Consider the following 22,777-nt stretch of genomic DNA (forward strand, 5'->3'; position numbering starts at 1 on the left):
AAGTGATTTTGTACAAGTTTTTTGTCTCAAATACTAAAAAAGCGTGAAAACTCACGCTTTTTATCTATTCCACTAACTGGATTTTGGTTTTATGTACACCTGTTAAATCAATCAAGGCATTAATATCATTAATGGTAATGTATTTACCTTGCACAGAGAGTACACCTAATTTTTGGAAACGACCGAGCAAACGACTGATCGTCTCAACAGTTAGGCCGAGGTAATTACCAATATCGCTGCGAGTCATGGTTAAACGGAATTCTTTCGCTGAGAAACCTCGAGCAGAATAGCGTTTAGATAGGTTATGGATGAATGCGGCTAAACGTTCTTCAGCATTCATTTTAGACAGTAATAAAATCATTTCTTGATCGCTTTTGATTTCACTACTCATTAAACGCATAATTTGCTGACGAAGTTTCGGCATTTTGCCAGATAAATCATCTAAGATATCAAAGGGAATTTCACATACCATTGCCGTTTCCAATGCTTGTGCAAAACTCGGATGTTGCATATTCGTGATCGCATCGAAACCGACTAAATCGCCTGGTAAGTGGAAAGAGGTAATTTGTTCTTCACCGGCTTCGCTAATGGTATAAGTTTTAATGGTACCGGAACGAATCGCATAAATAGAATTGAGCGTGTCGCCCGCTTTAAAAAGGACTTGAGATTTTTGTATAGGCTTTTTACGCTCGATGATGTTATCAAGCTGATCGAGCTCATGTTCGTTCAATGTGAAAGGAATACAAAGTTGACTAATGCTGCAATCCTGGCAGTGAATCGCACAACCACCAGATTGAACTCTGCGCCCTGATTTGGTTTCTGAAACGAAATTCTTCATTAGTTCCTCAAATCGATAAATATAGTGTAAAATTGATCTAACGCAATTATTCTACCACTAAATAGTCAATTTAAGAAGTTATCTACGAGTAAATAGGTATGGCAGCAGAAAAATTAACCAAAAAACGTTTAATACAAATTATTATCATGTTGATTATTTTGGTCAGTGCATTTGTTTGGCGATATATATTGCAATAAGTGCGGTCAAATTTTTCATTATTTTAGAGTATAAAAAAGAGCCACGATTTTGTGGCTCTTTGTTTTAAAGTTTAAGTCAGATTACCATTCGTAACCGACACCTGCACCCACAGTAAATTGACCGCGAGTATCTGCAGCACCGTTCACGTTGGTTGACCAATGACCGTTATCAGAGTTACGAGATGCTTTAATTGCAATTGCACTTTCACCGCGGTGATGAGCAACCCCAGTTGACACCATGCTCTTGCCATCTTTACGTGCAGATGGAGCAGAAGCGATTGCAGCAACACCAGCAATACCAGCACGAGTTTTGCGATCAACTTTGTTCACTTTATTATCAACATAACGTTTGTTTGCTGCATCAGTTGGGGCTTTTGGATCCGCAACGTTAGTGATGTTTTTATCACCTGCATTAATGCCATTCTGATTGATTTGAACGCTTGAATTATTGACAGTGTAAGAATCCGCTTTGATGTCTTTTGCTGTGCTAACAGTATAAGTTTTCACTTGGTTAGCATCATCATAAGCTTCTTGTACATTAATATTGTCACCCGCTTTTACTTTTACGTCAGACGTACGCACACGAATATTATCAATACGCGCTTTGTTTTTACCTACTTGGTCTGCAACCATATAAAGTTGAGAACCGTTAATTGCATCGGTAGAAGTGGCAGAAATTTCACCTGCACTTACGTTAATAATTTGACGTGTATGTGGCGTAATAGTTACTGTACGACCTGGAGTTGAGTGATCTGGTGGTGTGTAAGTTTCAGTTTTGTCTGAACCAACAGAAACAACGGCTATATTATTACTGTTACCAGCAAAACCACTATATGTAATACCGTTTACGGTTGCAGTGGTTACGTTTGTTGCTGAACGAGTAATAGTGCCAGAGCCTAAGGCAACAGAGTTATCATCTTTTGCATAAGAGTCTTTGGATAAGGCTACGCTTTTTTCGCCTTTAGCATTAGCTGAATCGCCTAGTGCAGTAGACCATTTACCTGTAGATGTTGCTGATGCACCAATAGCAACAGCAGAGCCGCCTGTAACAGTTGAATCGTTACCAATCGCTACAGCTGAATCGCCAGAGGCTACAGAACCAGTACCTACAGCCAATGAGCTTGTACCACTTGCATTGGCTTGTGAACCATAAGCATTACTATTTTGACCACTAGCTTTTGCTGCTTGACCAATAGCTACAGTTTCCGCAGCTGTTGCCTCTGCACTTGTACCAATTGCAACTAAGTTACCTGGTTTGTTTGAATTTGCCGCTGCTGGGTTGGTTACATGAGCTTTAGCTCCTGTACCAATTGCAAGTGTATTAATTCCATCTGCAGTAGATTGAGTACCAATGGCTGTAGAGTTTTCACCATTTACATTATTGTTATTACCTAGAGCTAGAACCTCTTTTCCTAAAACGACATTATTTAAACCAAATACACTTGCTTTACTTGTGTTTTTATCCACAACAACATCTTTTTCTGGGGTGCCTTTTGCTCGTTGAGCACCGACTTTATTATGTGCACCATATCCAAGAGAATGATCGGCATAAACTTTATTATCATCACCAACGCTTTGAGTAAAATGACCATATGCATCATTTCCATCACCAATCGCATTGGCTTGTTCACCTTTCACCACATTTTGATTACCGATGGCAGAACTTGAACCTTGGCTTTCTTCAGCTTCAGCAGCAGGAATAGAATAGATTTGGTTTTGCTGACCAATAGCCGTATGTCCAGGACCTTTAACGTTAGTCGCTTCTATTGTTTTGTTTGCATTAACAGCGTCTTGTGTCGTGATATTCAGAATGTTTCCATCAGCAGCATTCGCTACAGCAACATTCACCCCCATAATTAATGCCGTGATAGCATTAAATTTAAAATTTTTCATAATGTCCTCGCTTGAGTTTCTTCTTTAATTACATACATGTGATAAAAGAATTTCATTAGAGCAGTGTAAATATACATAAATACTATAATAGGACGCATTGAAGAATGGATTAACTATATGATTTGTAATGTCTTATTAGAGATTGCAAATGTCATTTTTTCTCTATTCAGTAAACGATTGCGTACCCAGACAACGATTATAGATAGGTTTTTTTGTATAGAAAAGTAAATGAGCATGGTTATTTTGTAAAGAATTGTAAATTTTGTCTGAATATCGTTCGATTGTTAGAAAATATATTTCCTTATTTTACTTAAGGATATTTTAAATTTAAAAAGTGCGGTCAATTTGCAAGAAGATTTTCAAGATTGAGAAAAAATCCTGTATAATCTCAGAAATTTTTTGTTCAATTTTAAGCTTTTGTAACCGAATGATCGAAACCTCACAAACCATTCCTGAGCTCGTCTCATGGGCGAAAGAGCGGGAATTTTCGTTAAATCTGCCGACAGAGCGTTTGGTGTTTTTATTGGCCATTGCCATTTATAACAACGAACGTTTAGACGGTGAGATGCTAGAAGCTGATTTAGTGGATATTTTCCGCCATACAGCCAATGCCTTTGACCAATCAACGGACGCGATTGCTACCCGTGCTAATAATGCCATCAATGAATTGGTGAAACAGCGTTTTCTCAATCGTTTTAGTAGTGAATTCACTGAAGGGCTTTCCATTTATCGTCTCACCCCACTGGGTGTTGGCGTATCAGATTATTATATTCGTCAGCGTGAATTTTCTGCATTGCGTCTTTCTGTACAGCTTTCTATTGTGGCTGATGAAATACAGCGTGCATCTGATGCAGCAGAAGAAGCTACAGCAAAAGGGGAGAATGAGCACTTTTGGCGTCGTAATGTTTTCGCTCCGTTAAAATATTCAGTAGCAGAGATTTTCGATAGTATCGATTTATCACAACGTGTGATGGATGAAAATCAGCAAAGCATTAAAGAAGAAATTGCGAATTTGCTTACCAAAGACTGGCAGGCAGCAATTTCTAGCTGTGAACGTTTATTAGATGAAACCTCAGGCAATTTACGTGAGTTACAAGATACTTTAAATGCCGCAGGTGATAAGTTACAGGCTCAATTATTACGTATTCAAGATTGTGTGATTGGCCATGATGAGCTGTATTTTATTGAACAATTAATCACTGATTTACAATCCAAGCTTGACCGTATTATTAGCTGGGGACAACAAGCCATTGATTTATGGATTGGTTATGACCGTCACGTGCATAAATTTATCCGTACCGCCATTGATATGGATAAAAACCGTGTATTCTCACAACGCTTGCGTAATTCTATCCACAGCTATTTCGATCATCCTTGGTTCTTATGGACAGCTCAAGCGGAACGTTTGGTCGATCTGCGTGATGAAGAAATGGCATTACGTGAAGATGACGCATTGGGTGAATTACCTGAAGAGTTGCAATATGAGTCTTTGGCTGATTTACATGATCAAATCGTCGAACATATGCAAGGCTTACTCATTCAATACCGTGAAAATAATCGTCCAATTGATTTAAGTTTAGTCTTAAAAGAACAATTAGAAGCTTATCCACTTTCTCGTCATTTTGATGTGGCACGTATTATTGTGGATCAAGCAGTGCGTTTAGGTATGGCAAATGATGATTTAGCCGGTCTTTATCCGCAATGGCAGGAAATTAACGATTACGGCGCAGAAGTGCAAGCGCATGTGATTGATAAATATTAATTTCGTGGCTTACCCAAAAACGAATTCATAAAATGAGAAATTAACCATGACAGATATTCAAGATGTAATTTCCCCGAAATTGGCAAATGCCATTGCAAATCCTATTTTCCCGGCAGTGGACAGTTTATTGCGCTCAGGTCGCCATATCAGCACAGATCAATTAGATAATCATGCTTTTTTGATGGATTTCCAAAATGAATTGGATGGCTTTTACCGCCGTTACAACGTGGAATTAATTCGTGCTCCAGAAGGCTTTTTCTATTTACGTCCAAAAGCGACGACCTTAATTGCTCGTTCAGTGCTTTCCGAATTAGAAATGTTGGTAGGAAAAGTGCTTTGCTATTTGTATTTAAGCCCAGAACGTTTGGCACAGCAAGGTATCTTCAGTACGCAAGAAGTCTATGACGAATTACTCAACTTGGCAGACGAAGGCAAATTATTGAAAGCCGTCAATCAGCGATCTAGCGGTTCAGATTTAGATAAGCAAAAATTATCTGAAAAAGTACGCGCGGCGATCGGTCGTTTACGCCGTTTAGGCATGATTCATACCGTAGGCGAACAGCATAGCGGTAAATTTACTATTTCAGAATCAGTTTTCCGTTTCGGTGCTGAAGTACGTTCTGGTGATGACCCGTTAGAAGCACAAGCTCGCTTAATTCGTGATGGGGAAGCAGCCACACCGCAATCTCTCGAACTCGAAAAGCAAGCAAAAGCGGCAAGCAATGCTGATGATCTCGATAATGAAGAAAGTGCGGTTGAAATTGATGAAGAATTTGATGATGCAGGAGAACAAGAATAATGTCTGATGTATTAGAACTTGAAAACGAAATCTATCAAGACGAACCTGAGCAATCAACTGAACAGGTTGAAGAAGAATTTATTGCTCCTGTATTAAACCAACATAATGGGGTAGAACGTGGTAAATTCCGTTCACTAACCTTAATTAACTGGAATGGTTTCTTTGCCCGCACCTTTGATTTGGATGAATTGGTGACCACACTTTCCGGTGGTAACGGTGCCGGTAAATCCACAACCATGGCAGGTTTTGTCACAGCATTAATTCCAGACCTAACCTTATTGCATTTCCGTAATACCACTGAGGCTGGCTCGACAGGCGGCTCTCGTGATAAAGGCTTACACGGTAAATTACGTCCAGGTGTGTGTTACGCAGTATTGGATACCATCAACTCTCGTCACCAACGAATTCTCGTGGGTGTACGCCTGCAACAAATTGCGGGTCGTGATAAGAAAGTCGATTTAAAAACGTTCTCAATTCAAGGAGTGGAATTATCCTTAAATCCGACCGCACTTTTCACCGAAACAGTCGGTGAACGTCAAGCGCGCGTACTCAATTTAAATGAATTAAAAGATAAAATTGAAAACCTTGGTGCGCAATTTAAGCAATATCATTCTATCACCGATTATCACGGCATGATGTTTGATTTGGGCATTATTCCAAAACGCTTACGCAGTGCCTCAGACCGTAGCAAATTCTATAAATTAATTGAAGCTTCTTTATACGGTGGTATTTCCAGTGCCATTACCCGTTCTTTACGTGATTACTTATTGCCGGAAAACCTTGGTGTGCGCAAAGCCTTCCAAGATATGGAAAGTGCGTTACGTGAAAACCGCATGACCCTTGAAGCAATTAAAGTTACGCAATCTGACCGTGATTTATTCAAACATTTAATCACCGAAACCACTAATTATGTGGCATCAGATTATATGCGTAATGCCAATGAACGTCGTGGCAATATTGAAGCGGCTTTAGGTTTTCGTCGTGATTGGTATAAAGCAAAAGCAGAGCAAGAGTTATCACAACATCGCTTAATTGACTTAAGCCGTGAAGCGGCTGAATTGACAGAAAATGAACGTACTTTAGAAGTCGATCACCAAAGTGCGGCTGATCATCTAAACTTGGTATTAAATGCGTTACGTCATCAAGAAAAAATATCGCGTTATCAAGAAGATGTGGCTGAGCTTACAGAAAAATTAGAAGAACAAAAAATGGTTGTGGAAACCGCAACCGAACAGCTTGAAGAAAGCCAAGCACAATTTGAGCAAACTGAACTTGAAATTGACCAAGTACGTGCGCAACTTGCGGATTATCAACAAGCATTAGACGCACAACAAACCCGTGCATTGCAATATCAACAAGCAATTGCCGCGCTTGAAAAAGCAAAAACCTTATGTGGTTTAGCGGATTTGAGTGTGAAAAATGCGGAAGATTACCATGCGGAATTTGCTGCCCATGCAGAAAGTCTTACCGAGCAAGTGCTTGAGTTAGAACATAAAATGTCTATTTCTGAAGCGGCTAAATCGCAATTTGATAAAGCCTATCAGTTGGTGTGCAAAATTGCTGGCGATATGACGCGTTCAAGTGCTTGGGAAAGTGCTAAAGAATTATTGCGTGAATATCCAACGCAAAAAATTCAAGCGCAACAAACCCCGCAATTACGCGCGAAATTACATGAGTTAGAGCAGCGCTATGCTCAACAACAAAGTGCGGTTAAATTATTGGCTGATTTTAATCAACGTGCTGATTTATCTTTAGAAACCGCTGATGAACTTGAAGCATACCACGCTGAACAAGAAGAACTCATTGAAAGTTTGAATGAGGAACTTGCTGAGCAAGTAGAAAACCGTTCAATCTTACGTCAAAAACGTGAAAGTTTGACCGCACTTTACGAAGAAAATGCTCGTAAAGCACCGGCTTGGTTAACTGCTCAAGCCGCTTTAGAACGTTTACAAGAGCAAAGTGGTGAAACCTTCGAGCATAGCCAAGATGTAATGCATTTTATGCAATCACAATTGGTGAAAGAACGTGAATTGACTATTCAACGTGACAATTTAGAGAAACAACGTCAACAATTAGACGAACAAATTTCTCGTTTAAGCCAACCAGATGGTTCTGAAGATGCTCGTTTAAATGTGCTTGCAGAACGTTTTGGTGGGGTATTGCTTTCTGAATTATATGATGATGTACCAATTGAAGATGCACCTTATTTCTCGGCACTTTATGGTCCTGCCCGTCATGCTATTGTTGTGCGAGATCTCAACACGATACGCGAACAATTAGCCAATTTAGAAGATTGTCCAGACGATTTATATTTAATCGAAGGTGACCCAAATGCCTTTGATGACAGCGTACTTTCAGCCCAAGAACTTGAAATGGGCGTTGTGGTGCAAGTATCTGATCGTGAATTGCGTTATTCAAAATTCCCGCAAATTCCATTATTCGGCCGTGCTGCACGTGAAAAACATTTAGAAGAATTACAAGCTAAACGTGATGAGATTGCGGAAAAATACGCACAAATCGCCTTTGATGTACAAAAATGTCAACGTTTACACGAACACTTTAGTCAATTTGTTGGCTTACATCTAGCCCTTGCATTCCAACCAAACCCTGAAGAGGTGATGGCGGAAATCAATCAAGAACGCAATGAAATTGATCGCGAGCTCAATCAATTCTCCAGCACTGAACAACAAATTCGCATTAAATTGGATAATGCCAAAGAAAAAATGCAATTGTTGAATAAGTTAATGCCACAGCTTAACTTGCTTGCTGATGAGGAATTACTTGATCGCATTGAAGAGTGCCATGAACAACTAGATATTGCAGAGCAAGATGAAAGCTTTATTCGTCAACATGGCGTTGCGTTGTCACAATTAGAGCCGATTGCAAATACCTTACAAAGCGATCCAGAAAACTATGAACGCTTAAAAGCTGATTTAACCCAAGCGATTGAACGTCAAAAACAAGTACAACAACGTGTATTTGCTTTAGCGGATGTGGTGCAACGCAAAAATCACTTTAGTTATGAAGATGCAGGGCAAGCGGAAACCTCAGAGCTTAATGAGCAACTTCGTCAACGTTTGGAACAATTGCAGTCACAACGTAATACTCAACGTGAACAATTACGTCAAAAGCAAAGTCAATTTGCACAATACAACCAAGTATTTATTCAATTGCAAAGTTCTTATGACAGTAAAAATCAATTGTTGAAAGAATTAATTGCTGAGATTGGTGAATTGGGCGTGCGTGCTGATGAAGGGGCAGAGGAACGTGCAAGAAATCGCCGTGATGAGTTGTATCAACAACTTTCAACTAGCCGTCAACGTCGTTCTTATGTCGAAAAACAATTAACACTCATTGAAAGTGAAGCGGAGAACTTAAATAAACGTATTCGTAAAGCAGAACGTGATTATAAAACGCAACGCGAATTGGTTGTGGCAGCGAAAGTCAGCTGGTGCGTGGTTCTCCGTTTATCTCGCAATTCTGATGTGGAAAAACGACTCAATCGTCGTGAGTTAGCTTATTTATCTGCTGATGAGTTACGTTCAATGTCAGATAAAGCCTTAGGTGCGTTACGTACTGCGGTGGCTGATAATGAATATCTCCGCGATGCATTGCGTATTTCTGAAGACAGCCGCAAACCGGAAAATAAAGTCCGCTTCTTCATTGCTGTATATCAACATCTTCGTGAACGTATTCGTCAGGATATTATTAAAACGGATGATCCGATTGATGCAATTGAGCAAATGGAAATTGAGCTTAATCGTTTAACAGAAGAATTGACTGGCCGTGAGAAAAAATTGGCGATCAGTTCTGAAAGTGTGGCGAATATTATGCGTAAAACCATTCAACGTGAACAAAATCGTATTCGAATGTTGAACCAAGGTCTACAAAATATTGCCTTCGGTCAGGTGAAATCAGTACGTTTAGTGGTCAATATTCGCGATACACATGCGATGTTGCTTGATGCGCTGTCAGGTAAACAGGAAGAATATCAAGATTTATTCAGTGATAATCGTATTACCTTCTCTGAAGCCATTGCGAAACTTTATCAACGCATTAACCCGCATATTGATATGGGCCAACGCACAGCACAAACTATCGGTGAAGAATTATTGGATTACCGTAATTACCTCGAGTTAGAAGTTGAAGTATTCCGTGGTGCTGATGGCTGGTTACGTGCTGAAAGTGGTGCATTATCGACCGGTGAAGCGATCGGTACCGGTATGTCTATCCTATTAATGGTAGTACAAAGCTGGGAAGAGGAAAGTCGCCGTATTCGCGGTAAAGACATTGTGCCATGTCGTTTACTCTTCTTGGATGAAGCGGCTCGTTTAGATGGTAAATCTATTTCCACCTTGTTCGAACTTTGCGAACGTTTGGATATGCAATTACTTATTGCCGCGCCAGAGAATATCAGCCCTGAAAAAGGGACAACCTATAAACTGGTGCGTAAAATCGCCGGCAACCAAGAACAAGTTCATGTGGTTGGTTTGCGTGGCTTTGGCGCAACAGAGTAGTTTTTTAAAGCGGTCAAAGCATTGGCCGCTTTTTTCATTGTTATTTTTATGAGAATTTAGGACGAATTATGCACAATCTTATTTTTGCCATTCTATGTAGTGTTGCCGTATCGGTATTACTCAAAGTTGCTCGCAAGAAAAATATCATTATTGAACAAGCCATTGCGTTTAACTATATTGTCGCCATTTCATTAAGCTATTTCTTACTCAAACCTGATTTCAAAGGATTAGAATTTACTGAATATCTAGCACAAAGTGATAGCACCCCTATTTTCCTAGCGTTAGGGATTTTATTACCAACCGTATTTATCATTATGTCTAAAGCCGTTGAATTTGCGGGTATCGTGCGTTCAGATGCAGCACAACGCTTATCGTTATTTCTACCGATTGTTGCCTCTTTTATTATCTTCCATGAAACATTAAGTCAGCCCAAACTCGTTGGCATTATTTTGGCATTCATTGGTTTATTCTGTATCTTGAATAAATCAAATGAACAAAGTGCGGTCACTTTTAAAGGTATTTTAGGCTTAATCGGTGTTTGGTTTGGTTATGGCACCATTGATATCTTATTCAAACAAGTAGCCAAAAGTGGGGGGGCATTCCCAACCACATTATTCATCGCTTTCTCATTAGCTGCTTGTGTCATGTTCCTTTATTTATTCCTAAAACGCACTCAATGGACTGTACCAAGCTTTATTGGTGGAATCATTTTAGGTGTGTTAAATTTCTTCAATATCCTATTTTACATTAAAGCGCACCAAAGCTTCGGACAAAACCCAACCTTAGTTTTTGCGGGAATGAACATTGGTGTTATTTGTTTAGGCACCATCACTGGCGCATTTTTCTTCAAAGAAAAAATCAGCAAAATTAACTGGTTTGGCGTGATTATCAGCCTTTCAGCAATTTTCTGTTTATATTATTTAGATAAAATTTTGGCTTAATTATGGCAACAGATTTTAGTTTTTTTATCTACGATTACGAAAGTTTTGGTATCAATCCGGCAAGTGATCGTCCAGCTCAATTTGCGGGTATTCGTACCGATGCAGATTTCAATATCATTGGTGAGCCTATTATGCTGTATTGCAAGCAAACCAATGATTATTTGCCCGCTCCAGAAGCGGTAATGGTCACAGGAATCACGCCACAAGAATGTAATGAAAAGGGGATTCCTGAACCTGAATTTGCCGCAAAAATTCTAGCTGAGTTTTCACAACCTAACACTTGTGTGATGGGTTACAACAACATTCGTTATGACGATGAAATGACTCGTTATACCTTTTACCGTAATTTCATCGATCCCTATGAGTATAGCTGGAAAAATGGCAATTCTCGTTGGGATTTACTGGATTTGGTTCGAGCCTGCTATGCCTTGCGTCCTGAGGGGATTAATTGGGATTATGACGATGATGGTATGCCGAGCTTTCGCTTAGAAAAACTAACCAAGGCAAATGGTATTGAACATGAAAATGCTCATGATGCAATGGCGGATGTGTATGCAACCATCGCTATGGCTAAATTAATCAAAGAAAAGCAGCCTAAATTATTTCAATTCTTCTTTGAGCATAGAGGTAAAAAGGAAATTGAGAAACTGATCGATACAGCTGAAATGACACCATTAGTGCATGTTTCAGGTATGTTAGGGAATTATCGCGGTAATTGTGCTTGGGTGGCACCATTAGCATGGCATCCAACTAATCAAAATGCCGTAATCGTCTGTGATTTATCAGGTGATATTGATAATTTACTCAGTAAAAGTGCGGTTGATTTGCGACAAGATTTATATACCAAGAAAAGTGAGCTAGAAGAAAGGGGAGTTTCATCAGTTCCATTAAAATTGGTTCATATTAATAAATGCTCAATTTTGGCGCCTGCAAAAACTTTACTACCTGAAAATGCGGCTCGTTTAGGGATAGACAGACAACAATGCTTAGATAATTTAGCAAAATTGCGTCAATCCTTAGATATACGCGAGAAAGTTATTGAAATCTTCTCAGAAGAGCGCGAATTTGAGGCGAGTGATAATGTAGAAACTGAGCTTTATAACGGTTTCTTTAGCAATGCGGATAAAAACAATATGGCTATTTTACGGGATTTACCGGCCGAGAAATTAGCTGAACATGGTTTAGCATTTGAAGATAAACGGATTCCTGAATTGTTGTTCCATTATCGTGCAAGACATTTCTACAAAACCTTAAATCGTGCTGAGCAAATCAAATGGCAAAAATATCGCCAACGTAAATTAGAACAAAGTGCGGTTAAATTTGAGGAAAGTTTACAGCAGTTAGCAGAGGAATATTCGGATAATCCAACCAAACTGAATTTACTGCAACAGATTTATGAATACGGAGCAAAACTGTTATCTTAACCTTATACATATCGTGACATAGTCACATAAATATCATTCATCAAAAACGTAAATCTTAATCCCTGAGATTTACGTTTTTCTTTTTTAAATCTGATGATATTCACCTCATAAAATAACGCAGAATTCACGTAACGTTGTCATTATTTGATACATATAAACGTCTTTATTTTTTCCTTACATAACAACTTTAGAGTGCATAAATCATTATTTAATCTTATTGAAAGGTGTTATGGAGCTAGATTCTGCATCGTTTGAGTGGTGTTTGAAACCTGTGCATAACTCTGTGATCTTATTAACACGTAGCCCTCACTAACCTTGTAATTGATTTCGCATAATGTATATTATGTTAAATTGTATATATAAATATGTCACAAATCAATATAAGTGACTATCCTATTTCATGCATTACTCAAAATAAGGTGATTTTGGGTTGTGGATATAAAAGAAATAAATGGATGTCTTTGAAATGGAATAATTAGAATTAGTATGAAATTTGTAGATAACGCTATGTGAATTCTGAATACAATTGCGTACATCAATTCTGCAGATTTCATTATTCTTGATCTGATAATGAGAATTTATTTTACATATATCACTTAAATGAGAATAATTAACATTGATTTCTCTTTTGTTATTAGTGACTTATAGAAATAATTTTAAAAAAATACTTGACTATTCTCATTTGTGAGATTAGAATGCACACCGATGACAAGTTAAGCAGTCTTGTTTTTATTTTTAATCTCTACTTAATAAGGAAAGGAGTTGGTTTATGCTTAATAAAGCAATCGCAGATAAGTTAAATGAACAAATCAATTTAGAGTTCTACTCTTCTAATGTTTATTTACAAATGAGTTCTTGGTGTAGCAAACACGGTTATGAAGGTGCTGCAGCATTTTTACTTCGTCATGCTGATGAAGAATTAGAACACATGCAAAAATTATTCAAATATGTGAGTGAAACAAGTGGTATGCCACTTTTAGGTAAAATTGATGCACCTAAAAATGACTACAAATCACTTAAAGAAGTGTTTGAAACCACACTTGAACACGAAAAATTCATTACTTCTAAAATTAATGAATTAGTTGAAGTAACATTTGCAAACAAAGACTATTCTACTTTTAACTTCTTACAATGGTACGTTGCAGAACAACACGAAGAAGAAAAATTATTCAATAGCATTATTGATAAATTTAACTTGGTGGGTGAAGACGGTCGTTCGCTTTACTTTATCGATCGTGACTTAGCAACATTATAATTTTAAAAGGAGAATACAAAATGTTATCATCAAACGTAATCAAATTATTAAATGATCAAATGAACCTTGAGTTCTACTCTTCAAACCTTTACTTACAAATGAGCGCATGGTGCGAACAAAATGGTTTTGAAGGTGCAGCTAAATTCTTATCAGCTCACGCTGCAGAAGAAATGCAACACATGCGTAAATTATTCACTTATTTAAATGAAACTGGTGCATTAGCGGTAATCACTGCAATTGAAGCGCCTGCGCATGAATACAAATCATTAAAAGAAATCATTGAATTAACTTACAAACACGAAAAATTGATCACAAGTAAAATCAATGAATTGGTGGGTAAAACTTTTGAAGAAAAAGACTACTCTGCATTCAATTTCTTACAATGGTATGTTGCAGAACAACACGAAGAAGAGAAATTATTCAGCAGTATTTTAGACAAATTAAATCTTCTTGGCGAAGATGGTAAAGGCTTATTCTTAATCGATAAAGATTTAGGTAACCTTGCTGGTCAAACCGCTTAATTAGATAATTATAAAGCTTAGTAGAAATACTAAGCTTTTATTTTACTCATAAATTGTGACAACGTATCAAATTATTTTAAACTTCCCTTTCATCTTTGAATACAAGTTGATGAAATTTAAAACAACCACACGTTTTTAATGAAATTTTACTTGCAACGAAGTAAGATAAACGTATAATTCAGAACAACCCAAATGCCTGGGTGGCGAAATTGGTAGACGCAGCGGATTCAAAATCCGCCGGTGAATAACCGTGTCGGTTCGAGTCCGACCCTAGGCACCACATTATAATCCTCGTTCATTGGACGGGGATTTTTACTTTGTATATTTCAAAATAAAATCAATCGCCTATAAATTTTTATATCAACGTTTAAACATTTCTACTCTTTAGCACTACCCGTTTTCATATATTTTATAAGTTTATTACGCCAGAATTACGCCAATCAGTAAATATTTTTGTGATTACTCTATATGAAGTTTTTTATTTTTAAATTGTAAACCTCCCTCAAAATATGGTTGAATTCACATTTAATAAGAGCTAGATTTAACAGAAGTGTATAAGATTGTACTGGTATAACAAAATGAAAAGAGATTGGGATTTAATTCGTAAAATACTACTTAAATTAGAAGAAAAAGCAGATAACACAAGTTTTCTTGAAAATGATGTGTTCGATGGGGTTTCACCAGCTATTGTCAATTATCATTATAAATTGCTTGAGCAGGCTGGCTTAATCACCCTTGAAGATTTGAGTGATCTTGATGGTGAAAACTATGTTGCACTTTCACTTACTTGGCAAGGACATGAGTTCTTTGACAAAATTCGTAGTGATAATGTTTGGAATAAAATTAAAAATGCAGCTAAAGCCAAAAGCCTTGACTTATCTTTTGATGTGATAAAAAGCATATGTGCAACATTAATTACTTCAATATTGAGTGGAGATTAAGAATCTTTGCAGAAAATACATAGCCACATTCCTACTAGGTTGTGTGATATAATTCCGAAATTGTTTTTAGAGCAATTACATTTAAGATTACGCCAAAAAAGTTGAGTTTTTCTTTTAGAAGAAAAAATAGAAAAATTCTCACCTGCTGGCTCCATAAAATTTATAAGCTCTGAGGTTGATTCAGGGCTTTTTTATTAGCTAAAGTAAATTAATATGACAGAACAAAACCAAGATAAAAAACAGACTTATAATTTCAATAAATTGCAAAAACGTCTTCGCCGCAATGTAGGCAATGCAATTGCAGATTTTGGCATGATTGAAGATGGTGACAAAGTAATGGTTTGTCTTTCTGGTGGTAAAGACAGCTATACGCTTCTCGATATTTTGTTGAATTTACAACAAAGTGCACCAATTAAATTTGATATTGTTGCAGTCAATTTAGACCAAAAACAGCCTGGTTTTCCTGAGCATGTTTTACCTGAATATCTGCAAAGTATCGGTGTAGATTATAAAATCGTTGAAGAAAATACTTATGGCATTGTAAAAGAGAAAATCCCAGAAGGCAAAACAACGTGCTCTCTCTGCTCTCGCCTACGCCGTGGTATTTTATACCGTACAGCAACCGAACTTGGTGCAACCAAAATTGCACTTGGACACCATCGTGATGATATGTTGGCTACCCTGTTCCTGAATATGTTCTACGGTGGAAAATTAAAATCGATGCCACCGAAATTAATTTCAGATGACGGCAAGCAAATCGTGATTCGTCCATTGGCTTATTGTAAAGAAAAAGATATTGAAAAATATGCCGTAGCCAAAGAATTCCCAATTATCCCTTGTAATTTATGTGGTTCTCAACCTAATTTACAACGTCAAGTAGTAAAAGAAATGCTGAATACTTGGGACCGTCAATATCCTGGACGTTTAGAAACCATGTTTAGCGCCATGCAAAACATTACGTTGTCACACTTATGTGATCCCAAACTCTTCGATTTTAAAGGTATTAAGCACGGTCAAGCACTTGATGGTATTGAAGGAGATACCGCATTTGATGAAGAGCGTATCGAACCAATGAAATTTGATGATGAAGATGCATCTGACTATTCCGATAATGAAATGATCAGCTTTAAAGAAGTGAATTAATATGATTACCGTACAAGGAAAACAAATTGAAACCGACACCTCTGGCTATTTACTTAATATTGATGATTGGAATGAAGAGGTGGCAAAACACATCGCTCAGCTAGAAGGTGTGGAACTGACCGACGCTCACTGGGAAGTGATTCATTTTGTGCGTGATTTCTATCAAGAATATAACACCTCCCCTGCGATTCGCATGCTGGTAAAAGCCATGTCAGAAAAATTAGGTACTGATAAAGGTAATAGCCGCTATTTGCAACGACTCTTCCCTGACGGACCAGCTAAGCAAGCAACTAAATTGGCTGGTCTGCCAAAACCAGCTAAATGCTTATAGAATGCCGTAACCGCGCGATAAAGTGCGGTTATTTTTTTACTTAAATTTCGCTATATACAAAAAAATACAATCGCTATATACTTATAAAAACAACGAATTTTGAGTATATGAACAAATCCTCCCTTACCTTTCCCCTTTTACTTTGCCTACTTATTGGGCTCATTTTATGTTCACTCTCTTGGGGGCGTTTTGCTATTCCACTTGAGAATGTTGTACAAAGTCTTATTGGTAATAATGTCAATGATGTGCAAAACAACATTATTTTTAATCTTCGTTTACCTCGTGTGATTGCAGCCATACTTGTCGGTGCTTCATTAGCTATTGCGGGTGTGGTGTATCAAGGTATTTTCCGCAATCCTTTGGTTTCACCTGATATTTTAGGCGTGTCTAATGGTGCTTGTGTCGGTGCTGCATTGGCGATTTTAATCGGTTCGGGGATGCTAGGCATTCAAGCCTTTGCCTTTGTCGGTGGTTTGATTGCCGTCTTGCTCACCATGAATTTACCGCGTCTAATTCAGCGCGACTCCACCATTGTTTTAGTGCTTTCTGGCATTATTGTTTCGGGCTTTATGATGGCGACATTAGGCCTATTGAAATATCTTGCTAATCCTGAAACTCAGCTGGCTGATATCGTTTACTGGCAATTAGGTAGCCTAACCAAATCTAACTACGACAACTTGCTTATCCTTTCTCCTATCATTTTGCTCACTACCCTTGGCTTATTTCTAATGCGTTGGCGTATCAATGTGCTTTCATTAGGTGATCGTGAGGCTAAATTAATCGGAGCCAATATCCGATTAGAACGAGGTTTAATGGTCGTTTTTGCTACGTTGCTGACTGCTTCATCGGTTTGCTTAAGCGGGACAATTGGTTGGCTTGGTTTAGTGATTCCGCATTTAGCGCGGCTTTTCATTGGTGATAACAATGTCAAAAGTTTACCGCTAGCCGGACTTATCGGTGCGATTTTCTTGCTCGTTATCGACACACTCGCCCGCAATTTATACATTCAAGAAATTCCACTAGGCATTCTCACCGGTTTTATCGGTGCGCCATTCTTTGCTTGGGTTCTGATTACACAAAAGGTAGTGGACTAATGCTGAAAATTGACAATCTTTATTATTGGCATAATGTTGAACATTCGCTACTCAATGGTATTGATCTAACCTTACAAAAAGGCGAATTGCTGACTATTCTTGGTGCAAATGGTCGTGGTAAATCAACGTTATTAAACTGTATCGCGGGGCTTTTGAAACCAAAGAGCGGTCAGATTTTGCTGGATAATTGCAAATTAAGCGAAATGAGCAGTAAGCAAATTGCTCAGAAAATTGCTTATGTCTCGCAACACAGCCCACAAACCTATCAATATCGCGTGCGTGATTATGTAGTACTCGGTCGTGCTGCACATCTAGGTGTTTTTGATAAGCCAAGTGAAGCTGATTTTGCATTAGTTGACGAAGCCTTAAAGAAACTCGGCATTAGCCATTTTGCTGACCGAATTTATATGCAAATGAGTGGCGGCGAAAAGCAGTTGGTCAATCTTGCGCGTATTTTGGTGCAACAGCCTCAACTGATTTTGTTTGATGAACCCACTTCGGCATTAGATTACGGTAATGTGTTTAAAACCTTAAGCCTAATAAAAGAGCTCTCACTACAAGGCTTTACCATTATCATGACAACACATAATCCCGATCATCCCATGTTGTTACATAGCGCACTGCCCCACAGCCGAGTAAGCATCTTAAACGAGCATGGCAAGTTACAAACAGGTTTGACACCGGAAATCATTACCGAAGCCAACTTGAAAGCACTTTATCAAACAGATTTGTGCCTGGTCGATGTACCTGCTCTGCAACGACAAATCTGTGCGATTACCCATTTATAAACCCACTATAAGGACATTCATATGTTGAAACACTCTCTGAAAAAAGGCCTAATTGCCCTCTCCCTAGCAGCTTGTTTTGCTCTACCTTTGCAAGCAAAAATCGTAACTGATGTAGAAGGAAACAAAATCGAATTACCCGACAACGTTCAACGCGTCGCTGATCTTTGGCATGCCAATAACCAAATCGTCTTGTTATTAGGCGGTGCCAATAAACTGGTCGGCACGACCACATCTATCGCTGCCAATCCTTGGTATAGCGAAGTATATCCAAATATCAAAAACGTACCGGTATTAACCAACGGTGAAACCATTCAAACGGAAGAATTGTTGAGCCATAAGCCAGATGCGGTATTGCTCTCAAAAAAATCCATGTTAACTGAAGTAGAACAAGCGGGCTTAAAAGGCGTGCGAGTGAGCTTCCAAGATTTTGATGGTTTGAAGAAAACCGTGCGTATTACCGCTGATGTTTTAGGTGATAAAGCTCCTGAAATCGCAGAAAGCTATATCAAAGAATTAGAAGACAATATTCAATTTGTGGAAAATCGTCTCAAAGGCCTCAAAGATGAACAACGCCCTACGGTGTTACATATCACTAAAGGCTCTGACTTATTGATGATTGATGGCGGAAAATCGATGATTGGTGAATGGATTAAATTAGCCGGTGGTAAAAGCGTGTTACCTGATGAAGCCAATATGGTGACCGTCACCGTAGAAAGCATTATTCAAGCGAATCCAGATGTCATTATTATCGGCAGCAGCGGCAATAAAGCACAAGCGGCAATCGAAAAAATCAAAGCTGACCCAGCATGGCAATCAATAAGTGCGGTCAAAAATAATCGTATTTATGCCAACCCAACTGGCACGTTCCCATGGGATCGCTATAGTGCAGAAGAAGCCTTACAAATTCTTTGGGCGGCTCAGCTCTTTCATCCTGAACAATTTAAAGATTTGAATATGGTGGAAAAAACACAAGCTTTCTATAAAAAATATTATGGTTATGCGTTAAGCAAAGAAAATGCTGAGCAAATCTTAAAAGGGTTATCACCTATTAAGTAGTATTTTCAATTTATCTATTTATCTATATAATACCCACTCTTTTTTAACTTAAACATAAGGAAATGCTAAATGAAAATTAGTGCAAGAAACCAACTTAAAGGTACTGTAAAATCAATCGAAACTGGTTCTGTGAACGCAATCGTACACATTGATATCGGTAACGGTAACATCATTTCTTCTACCATCTCTATCGATGCAGTAAAAGAATTAGGTTTAGCTGTTGGTAAAGAAGCATATGCAATTATCAAAGCAACTTCTGTAATGGTTGGTGTTGAATAATCTCAACTGAACTGTTCAGAATCCTATATAACCGCGCTTTAAAGTGCGGTTATTTTTTTGTCTTTTTTCTCTCTAACCTCTTTATTCCCCTCCTAATAAAATGCATTTTATCCTTAACCAAAATGAAACAATCTTTGCTACATCTTGCTATTTATTGACTTTTAATTAATTGTTTTGTATAATTTTTAAATATTATCAATTTTTAGTTAATAATCTAGTTTCGGATTATTCTGTTAAACTTAGGAGAGCAAATGACAAACCAACGTTTTATTACTATTTTAGGCTATGTCGCAACATTTACTTCAGTTTGTATGTATGTGTCTTACTTGCAACAAATTGGTCTAAATTTATCTGGTCAAAAAGGTGGTTGGTTACAACCTTTTGCCACCATGATTAACTGTAGTTTATGGGTGGCTTATGGTTTGCTGAAAGAAAAACGCGATCTGCCTATTTCATTAGCAAATGCGCCTGGTGTTATACTTGGGTTGATTACTTTCGTCACCGCCTTATAACAGCATAAAGTCTTATACAAAAAAGACCGCACTTTTAGAAGTTTTAAATTGCGGTCTTTTTTATTTATTAATTTAATTCATTCAAAAGCTGAAAATTATGAGATTGTCTAATTATAAATTCTATTGCATTCTATATATGAACAGACGTTTAGACGTCTAAACCCAATAAAATCAATAGAAGGATTCATTATGACAACATTTCATTTAGCTGGATTTCCGCGCGTAGGCGCAAAGCGTGAACTTAAATTTGCTCAAGAACGTTACTGGCGTGGCGAAATTGCAGAAGCGGATTTATTAGATATTGCAAAAAGATTACGTGAACTAAACTGGCAACACCAAGCTAAGGCAAATGCTGATTTTGTCGCAGTAGCTGATTTCACACTTTACGATCACATTTTAGATTTACAAGTGGCAACAGGTGCGATTCCTGCTCGCTTTGGTTTTGATAGCCAAAACTTAACGCTTGATCAATATTTCCAATTGGCGCGTGGTAATAAAACCCAATTTGCGATTGAAATGACAAAATGGTTTGATACTAACTATCATTATCTTGTACCAGAATTCCATAAAGAGACACAATTTAAAGCCAATCCCGCACATTATGTGACACAAATTCGTGAAGCTAAAGCACTTGGGTATCAAGTTAAACCAACAATCATTGGTCCACTCACCTTCCTTTGGTTAGGTAAAGAAAAAGGCGCTGCATTTAATCGCTTTGATTTATTAGCAAAACTCGTGCCGGTTTATGTTGAAATTTTAAATGCGTTAGCTGCAGAAGGTGTGGAATACATTCAAATTGATGAACCGGCTCTCACCTTAGATTTACCGGCAGAATGGATTGCTGCTTATCAAGCGGTTTACGCCACTTTTGCTGAACAAGTGAAAGCGAAATTATTGCTTGCGACTTATTTTGGTTCAGTAGCAGAACATGCTGATTTGTTAAAAGCCTTACCTGTTGCAGGTTTACATATCGATTTAGTGCGTGCGCCGGAACAACTTGCTGCCTTTGCGGATTACGACAAAATCTTATCTGTGGGCATTATTGATGGTCGTAATATTTGGCGTGCAAATTTAAATCAAGTGTTAGATGTGGTTGAACCATTAAAAGCGAAATTAGGTGATCGTTTGTGGATTGCGCCAAGTTGCTCACTTCTCCACTCGCCTTATGATTTAGAAGTTGAAACGCAACTTCAAGCGAATAAGCCTGAACTCTATCAATGGTTGTCTTTCACATTACAAAAAATTCAAGAATTACGCGTTATTAAGACGGCACTAGAGCAAGGCCGTGAATCCGTTCAAGCTGAATTAGCTGCTTCTCAAGCAGCTGCAGATGCACGTAAAAACTCGCGTGAAATTCACCGCACTTGTGTGGCAAAACGATTAGCAAACTTACCGAAAAATGCAGACCAACGTAAATCGCCATTTGCAGAACGCATTAAATTACAAAATGCATGGTTAAATTTACCACTTCTGCCAACCACAAACATTGGTTCTTTCCCTCAAACGACAGCTATTCGTCATGCCCGTGCAGCCTTCAAAAAAGGCGAACTTAGCTTAGCGGATTACGAAGCAGCAATGAAAAAAGAAATTGAATTTGTTGTACGTGAGCAAGAAAAATTAGACTTAGATGTATTAGTACACGGCGAAGCTGAACGTAATGACATGGTGGAATATTTCGGTGAACTACTTGATGGTTTTGCTTTCACCAAATTCGGTTGGGTACAAAGTTATGGTTCACGTTGTGTGAAACCGCCAGTGATTTACGGTGATGTTACTCGTCCAGAACCAATGACGGTACGTTGGTCGCAATATGCTCAGAGCCTAACAAATAAAGTGATGAAAGGCATGCTGACTGGTCCGGTGACGATCTTACAATGGTCTTTCGTGCGTAACGATATTTCTCGTGAAACCGTCTGCAAACAAATTGCGGTAGCACTTTCTGATGAAGTCTTAGATTTAGAAAAAGCAGGTATCAAAGTGATTCAAATTGATGAGCCGGCTATTCGTGAAGGTTTACCGTTAAAACGTGCAGATTGGGATGCTTATTTAAAATGGGCTGGCGAAGCTTTCCGTTTAAGCTCAATGGGTTGCCAAGATGATACCCAAATTCATACGCACATGTGTTATTCCGAATTTAACGACATTCTACCGGCTATTGCAGCCTTAGATGCTGATGTCATTACTATCGAAACCTCGCGTTCTGACATGGAATTACTTACCGCATTTGGTGATTTCAAATACCCGAATGATATTGGTCCCGGTGTATATGACATTCATAGCCCACGTGTACCTGCAGCAGAAGAAATTGAACATCTTCTTCGCAAAGCATTACAAGTGGTGCCGAAAGAACGTTTATGGGTAAATCCAGACTGTGGTTTGAAAACGCGCGGTTGGCCAGAAACGATTGCCGCATTAAAAGTGATGGTGGATGTCACGAAAAAATTACGTGCTGAATTAGCATAAAATCAGTAAAAAAGAAAGGCGAA

The 22,777-nt window shown here is 38.2% G+C and carries 18 protein-coding genes and 1 tRNA gene; 17 read left to right on the forward strand and 2 right to left on the reverse strand.

Annotation, left to right across the window (positions count from 1 at the left end; translation table 11 throughout):
* Window positions 1–64: 64 nt before the first annotated feature.
* A complete protein-coding gene (locus ADA56_RS00735) occupies window positions 65–838 on the reverse strand; it encodes an FNR family transcription factor (RefSeq protein WP_049365484.1) in 774 nt (257 codons plus the stop codon).
* A 278-nt stretch (window positions 839–1,116) separates the two neighbouring features.
* On the reverse strand, window positions 1,117–2,928 hold the full coding sequence (locus ADA56_RS00740; protein WP_049368755.1) for a YadA-like family protein: 1,812 nt from the start codon (window positions 2,926–2,928) through the stop codon (window positions 1,117–1,119).
* A gap of 427 nt (window positions 2,929–3,355) precedes the next feature.
* On the opposite strand from ADA56_RS00740, the gene mukF reads away from it, so the two are divergent.
* From mukF to metE, 17 genes are all read left to right on the forward strand, one after another.
* Window positions 3,356–4,690 (forward strand): chromosome partition protein MukF, encoded by a 1,335-nt coding sequence (gene mukF / locus ADA56_RS00745; RefSeq protein ID WP_049368756.1) that lies wholly within the window; start codon window positions 3,356–3,358, stop codon window positions 4,688–4,690.
* Window positions 4,691–4,736: 46 nt separating this feature from the next.
* Entirely contained in the window at window positions 4,737–5,489 is a 753-nt protein-coding gene (mukE, locus tag ADA56_RS00750; protein WP_049368757.1) for a chromosome partition protein MukE, read from the forward strand.
* The gene (mukB, locus tag ADA56_RS00755) at window positions 5,489–10,006 is read left to right on the forward strand and encodes a chromosome partition protein MukB (protein ID WP_049368758.1); all 4,518 of its coding nucleotides are present in this window, start codon (window positions 5,489–5,491) and stop codon (window positions 10,004–10,006) included. Before mukE ends, mukB begins: the two co-directional genes overlap by 1 nt.
* A 68-nt stretch (window positions 10,007–10,074) precedes the next feature.
* On the forward strand, window positions 10,075–10,947 hold the full coding sequence (locus tag ADA56_RS00760; protein WP_049368759.1) for a DMT family transporter: 873 nt from the start codon (window positions 10,075–10,077) through the stop codon (window positions 10,945–10,947).
* Between the two features lie 2 nt (window positions 10,948–10,949).
* A complete protein-coding gene (gene sbcB / locus ADA56_RS00765; RefSeq protein ID WP_049368760.1) occupies window positions 10,950–12,371 on the forward strand; it encodes an exodeoxyribonuclease I in 1,422 nt (473 codons plus the stop codon).
* 769 nt (window positions 12,372–13,140) lie between these two features.
* Window positions 13,141–13,626, forward strand: coding sequence for a non-heme ferritin (gene ftnA / locus ADA56_RS00770; RefSeq protein ID WP_049366579.1), 486 nt, complete (start codon window positions 13,141–13,143; stop codon window positions 13,624–13,626).
* 20 nt (window positions 13,627–13,646) lie between these two features.
* Entirely contained in the window at window positions 13,647–14,147 is a 501-nt protein-coding gene (gene ftnA, locus ADA56_RS00775; RefSeq protein ID WP_049368761.1) for a non-heme ferritin, read from the forward strand.
* A 194-nt stretch (window positions 14,148–14,341) separates the two neighbouring features.
* Window positions 14,342–14,427 (forward strand) — tRNA-Leu (locus tag ADA56_RS00780).
* Between the two features lie 298 nt (window positions 14,428–14,725).
* Window positions 14,726–15,088: a DUF2513 domain-containing protein gene (locus ADA56_RS00785; protein WP_049368762.1), complete on the forward strand. Its 363-nt coding sequence runs from the start codon at window positions 14,726–14,728 to the stop codon at window positions 15,086–15,088.
* A 213-nt stretch (window positions 15,089–15,301) separates the two neighbouring features.
* On the forward strand, window positions 15,302–16,231 hold the full coding sequence (ttcA, locus tag ADA56_RS00790; RefSeq protein ID WP_005699375.1) for a tRNA 2-thiocytidine(32) synthetase TtcA: 930 nt from the start codon (window positions 15,302–15,304) through the stop codon (window positions 16,229–16,231).
* Between the two features lies 1 nt (window position 16,232).
* Window positions 16,233–16,562 (forward strand): TusE/DsrC/DsvC family sulfur relay protein, encoded by a 330-nt coding sequence (locus tag ADA56_RS00795; protein ID WP_005699484.1) that lies wholly within the window; start codon window positions 16,233–16,235, stop codon window positions 16,560–16,562.
* Window positions 16,563–16,669: 107 nt separating this feature from the next.
* Window positions 16,670–17,656, forward strand: a complete 987-nt coding sequence (locus ADA56_RS00800) for a FecCD family ABC transporter permease (RefSeq protein WP_049368763.1) — start codon at window positions 16,670–16,672, stop codon at window positions 17,654–17,656.
* Complete coding sequence (locus tag ADA56_RS00805) at window positions 17,656–18,444, forward strand: ABC transporter ATP-binding protein (protein ID WP_049368764.1); 789 nt, start codon at window positions 17,656–17,658, stop codon at window positions 18,442–18,444. Before ADA56_RS00800 ends, ADA56_RS00805 begins: the two co-directional genes overlap by 1 nt.
* Window positions 18,445–18,465: 21 nt before the next feature.
* Window positions 18,466–19,500 (forward strand): ABC transporter substrate-binding protein, encoded by a 1,035-nt coding sequence (locus ADA56_RS00810; protein WP_049368765.1) that lies wholly within the window; start codon window positions 18,466–18,468, stop codon window positions 19,498–19,500.
* Between the two features lie 69 nt (window positions 19,501–19,569).
* Window positions 19,570–19,779, forward strand: coding sequence for a TOBE domain-containing protein (locus ADA56_RS00815; RefSeq protein WP_005696093.1), 210 nt, complete (start codon window positions 19,570–19,572; stop codon window positions 19,777–19,779).
* 251 nt (window positions 19,780–20,030) lie between these two features.
* Window positions 20,031–20,291: a SemiSWEET family transporter gene (locus ADA56_RS00820; RefSeq protein WP_005699501.1), complete on the forward strand. Its 261-nt coding sequence runs from the start codon at window positions 20,031–20,033 to the stop codon at window positions 20,289–20,291.
* Between the two features lie 189 nt (window positions 20,292–20,480).
* On the forward strand, window positions 20,481–22,754 hold the full coding sequence (metE, locus tag ADA56_RS00825) for a 5-methyltetrahydropteroyltriglutamate--homocysteine S-methyltransferase (protein WP_049368766.1): 2,274 nt from the start codon (window positions 20,481–20,483) through the stop codon (window positions 22,752–22,754).
* Window positions 22,755–22,777 lie beyond the last annotated feature (23 nt).

Origin of the sequence: Parahaemophilus parainfluenzae (assembly GCF_001055095.1) — a bacterium.
In the GTDB taxonomy this organism is placed as follows: domain Bacteria; phylum Pseudomonadota; class Gammaproteobacteria; order Enterobacterales; family Pasteurellaceae; genus Haemophilus_D; species Haemophilus_D parainfluenzae_Z.

Coding starts and splice junctions, on each gene's coding strand:
- ADA56_RS00795 (WP_005699484.1), top strand. CDS start 16,233: ATGATTACCGTACAAGGAAAACAAATTGAAACCGACACCTCTGGCTAT.
- metE (WP_049368766.1), top strand. CDS start 20,481: ATGACAACATTTCATTTAGCTGGATTTCCGCGCGTAGGCGCAAAGCGT.
- ADA56_RS00805 (WP_049368764.1), top strand. CDS start 17,656: ATGCTGAAAATTGACAATCTTTATTATTGGCATAATGTTGAACATTCG.
- ADA56_RS00760 (WP_049368759.1), top strand. CDS start 10,075: ATGCACAATCTTATTTTTGCCATTCTATGTAGTGTTGCCGTATCGGTA.
- ftnA (WP_049366579.1), top strand. CDS start 13,141: ATGCTTAATAAAGCAATCGCAGATAAGTTAAATGAACAAATCAATTTA.
- ADA56_RS00810 (WP_049368765.1), top strand. CDS start 18,466: ATGTTGAAACACTCTCTGAAAAAAGGCCTAATTGCCCTCTCCCTAGCA.
- ttcA (WP_005699375.1), top strand. CDS start 15,302: ATGACAGAACAAAACCAAGATAAAAAACAGACTTATAATTTCAATAAA.
- ADA56_RS00785 (WP_049368762.1), top strand. CDS start 14,726: ATGAAAAGAGATTGGGATTTAATTCGTAAAATACTACTTAAATTAGAA.
- mukE (WP_049368757.1), top strand. CDS start 4,737: ATGACAGATATTCAAGATGTAATTTCCCCGAAATTGGCAAATGCCATT.
- mukF (WP_049368756.1), top strand. CDS start 3,356: ATGATCGAAACCTCACAAACCATTCCTGAGCTCGTCTCATGGGCGAAA.
- sbcB (WP_049368760.1), top strand. CDS start 10,950: ATGGCAACAGATTTTAGTTTTTTTATCTACGATTACGAAAGTTTTGGT.
- ADA56_RS00735 (WP_049365484.1), bottom strand. CDS start 838: ATGAAGAATTTCGTTTCAGAAACCAAATCAGGGCGCAGAGTTCAATCT.
- ftnA (WP_049368761.1), top strand. CDS start 13,647: ATGTTATCATCAAACGTAATCAAATTATTAAATGATCAAATGAACCTT.
- ADA56_RS00820 (WP_005699501.1), top strand. CDS start 20,031: ATGACAAACCAACGTTTTATTACTATTTTAGGCTATGTCGCAACATTT.
- mukB (WP_049368758.1), top strand. CDS start 5,489: ATGTCTGATGTATTAGAACTTGAAAACGAAATCTATCAAGACGAACCT.
- ADA56_RS00800 (WP_049368763.1), top strand. CDS start 16,670: ATGAACAAATCCTCCCTTACCTTTCCCCTTTTACTTTGCCTACTTATT.
- ADA56_RS00815 (WP_005696093.1), top strand. CDS start 19,570: ATGAAAATTAGTGCAAGAAACCAACTTAAAGGTACTGTAAAATCAATC.
- ADA56_RS00740 (WP_049368755.1), bottom strand. CDS start 2,928: ATGAAAAATTTTAAATTTAATGCTATCACGGCATTAATTATGGGGGTG.